Source organism: Microcoleus sp. bin38.metabat.b11b12b14.051, assembly GCF_013299165.1.
GTDB lineage: Bacteria > Cyanobacteriota > Cyanobacteriia > Cyanobacteriales > Microcoleaceae > Microcoleus.
The window spans coordinates 1-7,278 of the sequence record NZ_JAAFKD010000061.1 but is presented as its reverse complement, the minus strand read 5'-3'; the positions used below and the strand labels follow the sequence as shown (position 1 = coordinate 7,278).

The following is a 7,278-nucleotide window of genomic DNA, read 5'->3' as shown; positions in this document are numbered from 1 at the left end:
AGCCGACAACTTGTAGAGAAGTTGCCACAGCTTCAGGAGTTTTCATCACCTAAGCTGTGCCTTCAAGACGGATTAGTTTCCATGCACGGGGACTGGTGGAAACCACACTGCAATGTGTACCTACTAAATCACCGATTGGTCTCGGCCAGACGGCGAAGGAACCGTATTCAGGTCTCGATTGATAAGGGTGGATTATTGCTTGAAAACAGCTCGCCAGAAATTCTAGACAATAAGTTTCTCTTATGAATCTTCTTTTTTTTCAAGAAAGAGGAAGATCCAGACCACGCGCAAATCCCTAAACAAACCGGGAGAAGGAATAACAAAAACGAGCAAAAACGATCATAACCCCGAAAATTCCGATTTCTCAGACTTTTTCACTGCCACGTGTCAGTAAATGATCGTAGGCTCGCTGCTGTTCCCGCTCGTTTAGCGCGAGATGGTAAGTCTTACTATGGACAGCTAAACTATGCCCCATCTGTTTAGCTGCGAGCGACGCATCCAACCCGAGGCGAACAGCGCGAATTGCCCAAGCGTGGCGCAAATCATAGGCATGGAACGTCGCAGGCGATCGCGCAAAAAACTTGCAAACTCTCGCGCCAAAATCTGCGTGTTCTACGCCCGTTACATTCGGCTGCTTAATATCTGCAAGCTGCCATTTTTCGGCCCACTCCGGCCACAATGGCCAGCATTGGCGATACCCGGTTTTGCCTTCGAGCACTTGGGCGATCGGAAACTTCGACATATCAAGATAAAAGGCTTCATGGTCGCGAAGCCCGTAAGCTGCTATCACGCCATAAATCCATTGCCACTGAGGATTTTCAATCTTATCGAAGCAATCGGCTATCACATCATCCGTCGGCAGATCCCTGGGTAGAACGCGAGCTGGCGAGTAGTTTCCAATCAAGTCGTCAACGTCAATCTCCAGCCCCGCGAATTGCGCGAGCTGGCGAAACGCTAAGCAAAATCGGCGACGCTGACGGGTGTTAGGTTTGGTTTTAGCGATCGCACTTAGCAACGTATCAAGGGCGATCGGTTGGTCAGCAGGCAACACTCCAAATGGTCGCGCATAATCGGTTTTCCATGTAGTGACTGAAACCGTCTGGCGCTTCGACTCTTCAAATTTTTGTATCCAATTGGCGATCGCCTGGAAATTCTCCTCAGTGGCGTACAAATCCCATGTAAACTCCTTGGAGTCTATCAGTAGCGCCAGTTTTCGAGCTTCCTTTTCAGCCAGAGAGATTCCTGCAATATTCGAGTGAATGCCTAGCGCGATTCGCTGTTGGCAACTAGCGCCGCCAGTCTTGGAGGGCAAGGTAGCCCGTAGAGAAAGGCGATCGCCTCTTTCCTCAATCCGAACACCTATCTTCGCCGCCCTCAATCTTCCATTAGCCTGATTCAACCTTGCCTGACTTGCTTGATTTTCCATTGGACTAAAACTGGACTAATTTCTGTGTTTGATTGTAGTTGACTGTATGTGATACACACTCTGTTACAATCCCTAAAACCCTACAAATCCGTTGTTTTAGACCTTGAAAAGCGCATGAAAATAAAGGCGGCACCCAGATTTGAACTGGGGGTGGAGGTTTTGCAGACCTCTGCCTTACCACTTGGCTATGCCGCCGTTACGTCTGAAAATTGACGCTATATGATAATACACTAAATCCTGATTATTTCAACATACCTGCCAAAAATTTTCCGCACCTGTTTTCGATCGCCCCCACGACCCCATCTCAGGCTAATCTAGAAATAGCTCGATCCCCTCCGCTTCGCTTCGCCCGCAACACCAGCCATGACACCAGATTCTCCCCTCCGAGTCGCCCAAATCACCGACACTCACCTGTTTGCAGAGATCGATCGACAATGGAAAGGAATCTCAACAGCCCGCACCCTGCAAGCAGTTCTCGATCGCCTGCAACAGATACAGCCGCAGCCCGACTTACTGCTGCTGACAGGCGACTTATCCCAAGACGAAACACCCGAATCTTACCAGCGCCTCGTCTCCCTCATCGCCCCCTTGGGAATTCCCGCCTACTGGATACCGGGAAACCACGACAACATCCCAGTTATGACAGAAATCTTAAATCGGCCACCAATTTCCCCAGAAAAATCGTGGATGCTGGGAAACTGGGAGTTTCTACTGCTTTCGAGTGTGGAAGCCGGATGCGACGGCGGGCGGCTTTCCCCAGACAGCTTGCAGTGGCTCGACTATCAACTGCAACAAACGGGCGATCGCTCTGTTATGATTGCTTTGCACCATCATCCGCTGGCGATCAACTGTGAGATCATGGACAGCATGATGCTGCACAATGCCGATGAATTTTTCGCAATTGTCGATCGATACCCTCAAATCAAAATCGTCCTCTGTGGACACATTCACCAAGAATTTCAGCAACAGCGAGGCTTAGTTTCCTACTTGGGTACGCCGAGTACCTGCATCCAACTGTTACCCAAAACCTCTGGGATTGTCCTCGACACCATCGGGCCCGGATTTAGATCGATCGAATTGGCGATCGATGGTACTTGGGAAACTAGAATTGAGCGAGCAGCCGCAGAACCTGCAACAGCTTAATAATTTCTAGTCAAGATGTGATTGTGCGATCGACAAATCTCAAAATCATCCACCAGGTTCGTAGTGAGGACTTCAGTCCCCATCAAATTGGTTCGTAGTGAGGACTTCAGTCCCCATCAAATTGGTTCGTAGTGAGGACTTCAGTCCGCATCAAATTGGTTTGTAGTGAGGACTTCAGTCCCCATCAAATTGGTTCGTAGTGAGGACTTCAGTCCGCATCAAATTGGTTTGTAGTGAGGACTTCAGTCCCCATCAAATTGGTTCGTAGTGAGGACTTCAGTCCGCATCAAAAATCATATAAGTCAAGTCATCACTACAAACCAATGCAATTGTGTAGCTTCAAACCAAAACAATATTAAGCAGGTTTCTGAACCGAAATTCAAAAATCATAGAACACATTTTTTACTGGATTACATCTGTTAAAAATACTCATACCAAAAATATACTCAACTGTAAATCTATCAACCGATAGATATTATTATTCATGTTAACATTTTATGATAAGTATTGACCGTAGATTGCAGGCATATTTAGAGTGCATCGGCAACTAACAAAAATATATCTGACAACTTTACAAAACAGGAGAAACTCAATATGTCTCAAGCCAATGGCGTCATGATGCAGTATTTCCACTGGTACAACCCCGCTGATGGGAGTCTGTGGAATCAGCTAGCCGAATCTGCAAAAGATTTAGCAAAAATAGGTGTTACATCCTTGTGGTTGCCGCCCGCCTATAAAGGAACCGGCGGCGGGATGGATGTAGGTTACGGCGTTTACGACATATTCGACTTAGGCGAATTCGACCAAAAAGGATCGGTACGCACAAAATACGGCACAAAAGATGAATATTTGCGCGCAATTAAAGCTGCACATGATGCAGGAATCATGATTTATGCCGATGTTGTCTTCAACCACAAATTAGGTGCAGATGCAGAAGAAGAAGCCGAAGCCACACCCTTCAATCCCGACAACCGGAATGACACCGTAGGCGAATATCAAAAAATCAAAGCTTGGACGCATTTTACTTTCCCAGGCCGCGGTCAAAAATATTCTAGCATGGAGTGGCATTGGTGGCATTTCGACGCCATTGATTACAACGTTTACAACAGTGATTCCCATGCCGTTTACCTGCTAAAAGGCAAAGAATTCGATCGAGGAGTAGACTTAGAAAAGGGCAACTTTGACTACCTCATGGGTTGCGACTTAGATATGGACAACCCAGAAGTCACCGGCGAATTAAAATACTGGGGCGAGTGGTATGTCGATACAACAAACGTTGACGGGTTTCGCTTCGATGCTGTTAAACACGTAGCAGCAGAATTTTTCCAAGAATGGTTGGAACACGTCCGCAACTATGCCAAACGCGACCTATTTGCCGTCGGCGAATATTGGTCTTACGAAGTAGAAGCTTTGCACTACTTCATCCAAGCAACGGACGGTAAAGTATCCTTATTTGACGCACCTCTCCACTACAACTTCTACGCTGCTAGCAAGGCCGGGAACAGCTATGACTTGCGGACAATTTTTGATAACACCCTCGTCCAACAGCAACCAACTCTCGCAGTTACTTTGGTTGACAACCACGATTCCCAGCCTTTGCAATCTCTAGAATCAGTTGTCGAGGCTTGGTTTAAACCCTTAGCCTACGCTTTAATCCTGCTACGCAGCGAAGGATATCCGTGCATTTTTTACCCGGATTATTACGGCGCTAACTATAAGGATACAGCAAATGATGGCAACGAATACGAGATTTGGTTAGACAAACATCAAGCGATTCTCGATAAAATGTTGTTCGCGCGCCAAACTTATTCCTACGGGAATCAGTACGATTACTTCGATCATGCTAACACCCTTGGCTGGACGCGACTCGGAGATGAAGAGCATCCGGGCGGCATGGCTGTGGTACTGAGTAACGGAGGCGATGGCAGTAAGTTTATGGAAGTCGGACAGCCGAATCGAACTTATATTGACATCACCGAACACATCAAAGAACCGATCGCAACTAATGACGATGGTTGGGCGGATTTTCGATGCAACGCCGGTTCAGTTTCTGTCTGGGTTCCTCAGTCCTAAGCATGACCTGAATCTTGATAGAATTCTCTATCTGAAGTAAGGTGCGCAGCGCGCACCTTACCGCTATGATGAGCACATCAAACCACTTTTTACTTTGCTATTTTTGATGACTAAAGTCTGTTCGTAGTGAGGACTTCAGTCCTCTCTCTATAGTTATGTTTTTAGGCGATCGCGCCGCAAAAATATTTAAATAAAAAATTATGAAACTTGCAGAAAAAGTTGCCGTGATTACGGGCGGCGGGTCGGGAATTGGACGTGCAGCAGCAATCTTAATGGCCGAAGAAGGCGCAAAAGTTGCAATTATCGATCGCACTTTAGAAACAGCACAAGAAACCGTCCGCCAGTTAATCAGTGAAGGAGGCAGCGGGCTGGCAATTGCCGCAGATGTGGCAGATTGTGAGCATATGCAAGAGGCATTTGAAACAATTTTTGACGAATATCAAAGAATTGATATTGTGTTCGCTAATGCGGGGATTAACGGCATCTGGTCGCCGATAGAAGAGATAGAACGCGATGAATGGGATCGGACAATTAACACTAACCTCACTGGAACTTTTTTGACTGTTAAATATGCTGTTCCTTATCTCAAAAAACAAGGAGGTTCCATCGTCATTACATCATCGATTAACGGCACCAGAAGCTTTAGGAAAGTGGGTGCCACAGCTTACGCTTGCAGTAAAGCAGCCCAAGTAGCTTTCGCAAAAATGCTGGCCCTAGAACTTGCACCCAGCCACATCAGAGTAAATGCAATCTGTCCGGGTGGGGTGCTGACTGCCATTAATCAAAGCACCGTTAAGCGCCATCTCGATCGCATTCCTGTCCCGCCTGATTGTATTAAAGATATGATTCCTTTGACTGATAATACAGCAGGTTCCAGCGAAGAAATCGCCCAATTAGTGTTATTTCTGGTATCCGATGCTTCCAGCTTTATCACAGGTACTGAAGTCTGGATTGATGGCGGCGGTTCTTTGACTTAAAATAGATATAATCGGCAAACATATTCTTACATAAAAATGCTATTTTAGGTTCGTAGTGAGGACTTTAGTCCGCAAATTTGGATGCGGACTAAAGTCCTCACTACGAACCTTGGGAGAATTCATATTTTATCAATATTCCACGCAACTCTCCATTCTTTGACAGCAGTTTGCAACCTCTGCGGCAGCCAGTTATCGTAGTGAGGATAAACAGGCAAACGCTGCACGAGTTGCCATCCGGCTGCTGCTAAAATTTGTGTTAAGGTTTGGTGTTGCAAATGAGGATAATCTGGATTAACTTCATCCAGCGGCCCAATTCCGCCTAAATCTCTCGCACCTGCTTCTAAACAAGCTAGCAATATTTCGGGCTGTGCAACTAAATTCGGCGGAATTTGCAGCGAGATTTCAGATGGTAAAATGCTGCGGGCGATCGCAATTACTTGTGGCATTTTTGTAGGATCAAAAACTTCGCCGTCCCAGCTTTGCTTGTTTCCGGGACTGTGGGGCTGCAAGATAACTTCTTGAATGTGATTGTAACGCGAATGAATCCGGGCGATCGCCTCCAGAGTCTCAATCCAATCCGCCTCAGTTTCCCCAATTCCCAGCAGCAAACCAGTTGTAAACGGAATCTGCAATTCCCCAGCCCATTCTAACTGTTGCAGCCGCAGCGCCGGTACTTTACTCGGTGCGTGTTTGTGAACCGTTTGTAACAAATCGGGGGAAAGCTGTTCTACCATCAGCCCCATGGACACATTCACCTGTTTTAACTGTGCCATCTCCTCAAAACTGAGCGGCCCCACATTAGTATGCGGCAAAAATCCGAGACTAAGCGCCAGTTCGCACAAATCGTAAATCCGCTGAAACCAAGCTTTGCGCCGCTGACTCTGCGGATGTACCTCGCCGCTGAGAATCAGAATTTCAATGACACGTTGAGTTTGGAGTAATTTGAGCTGTTTTTGGGCTTCTGCAAGTGACAGCCAAGGACTTTGCAGAGGTTCGGCTCGAAAATTGCAATAGGTGCAGCGGTTGTAACACTCGTAGGTGGGAACCAGGGTATAAGCAGGGCTGTAGGTGACGGTGCGGGACATTCCTTGGGATTTGGATCGATCGAACTTACGCAACTATATATAGCCTTTCTCACTCATGTGAGGTACAGGTTGAGATTTGAGATTTGAGATTTGAGATTTTAGATTGGCCCGGAGCGACGAGAGCTCAGCACAACGATTCAGGGATTGAGGGATCGAGCTGGTCAATACCTCATATGAGAACTCGAACTTCTATATGTATCTGTCTGTGGGAGTTTTGGGGTTGACGATCGCGCTCCTTCATCTATCTTAACACTCGCGCCAGTCCCGAATCTCCTCACCCAGCTAAATTATGAACATTACTTTGTTCGTAGAAACCTCTCCAAATTCAGAACTCAGTATTGAAACCCTTACTTGATAAGCTCTACAGCTTTATATAATCTATGCTTATGACAATTATCAGAAAAACTGTGCTTAATACCCCTTTACAAACTGAAATAAAAGGTTTATGTTTATTTACATGGCGGAACACAAAGCCGTCACGAACATTGAAAACCAAATAAAGCAATCATAAACACATGACAGCCACCTTACAGCAGCGCGAAAGCGCCAACCTTTGGTCGCAGTTTTGCAACTG

Annotated in this window: 5 protein-coding genes and 1 tRNA gene; 3 read left to right on the top strand and 3 right to left on the bottom strand. The window is 46.4% G+C overall.

Going from position 1 to position 7,278, the window contains the following annotated elements:
* Positions 1 to 364 precede the first annotated feature (364 nt).
* Complete coding sequence (locus QZW47_RS29950) at positions 365 to 1,426, bottom strand: site-specific recombinase (RefSeq protein WP_293136386.1); 1,062 nt, start codon at positions 1,424 to 1,426, stop codon at positions 365 to 367.
* Positions 1,427 to 1,550: 124 nt separating this feature from the next.
* Positions 1,551 to 1,621: transfer RNA gene (locus tag QZW47_RS29945), tRNA-Cys, on the bottom strand.
* Between the two features lie 168 nt (positions 1,622 to 1,789).
* Between QZW47_RS29945 and cpdA the strand changes: the two genes are divergently transcribed.
* The 3 genes from cpdA to QZW47_RS29930 all read left to right on the top strand — a co-directional run bounded on the left by cpdA (position 1,790) and on the right by QZW47_RS29930 (position 5,619).
* Complete coding sequence (cpdA, locus tag QZW47_RS29940) at positions 1,790 to 2,569, top strand: 3',5'-cyclic-AMP phosphodiesterase (protein ID WP_293136383.1); 780 nt, start codon at positions 1,790 to 1,792, stop codon at positions 2,567 to 2,569.
* Between the two features lie 594 nt (positions 2,570 to 3,163).
* Positions 3,164 to 4,642, top strand: a complete 1,479-nt coding sequence (locus QZW47_RS29935; protein WP_293136364.1) for an alpha-amylase — start codon at positions 3,164 to 3,166, stop codon at positions 4,640 to 4,642.
* Positions 4,643 to 4,842: 200 nt separating this feature from the next.
* Positions 4,843 to 5,619, top strand: a complete 777-nt coding sequence (locus QZW47_RS29930) for an SDR family NAD(P)-dependent oxidoreductase (protein ID WP_293136350.1) — start codon at positions 4,843 to 4,845, stop codon at positions 5,617 to 5,619.
* Between the two features lie 119 nt (positions 5,620 to 5,738).
* On the opposite strand, the gene cofG is transcribed toward QZW47_RS29930, so the two are convergent.
* Complete coding sequence (gene cofG / locus QZW47_RS29925) at positions 5,739 to 6,704, bottom strand: 7,8-didemethyl-8-hydroxy-5-deazariboflavin synthase subunit CofG (protein WP_293136347.1); 966 nt, start codon at positions 6,702 to 6,704, stop codon at positions 5,739 to 5,741.
* Between the last annotated feature and the right edge of the window lie 574 nt (positions 6,705 to 7,278).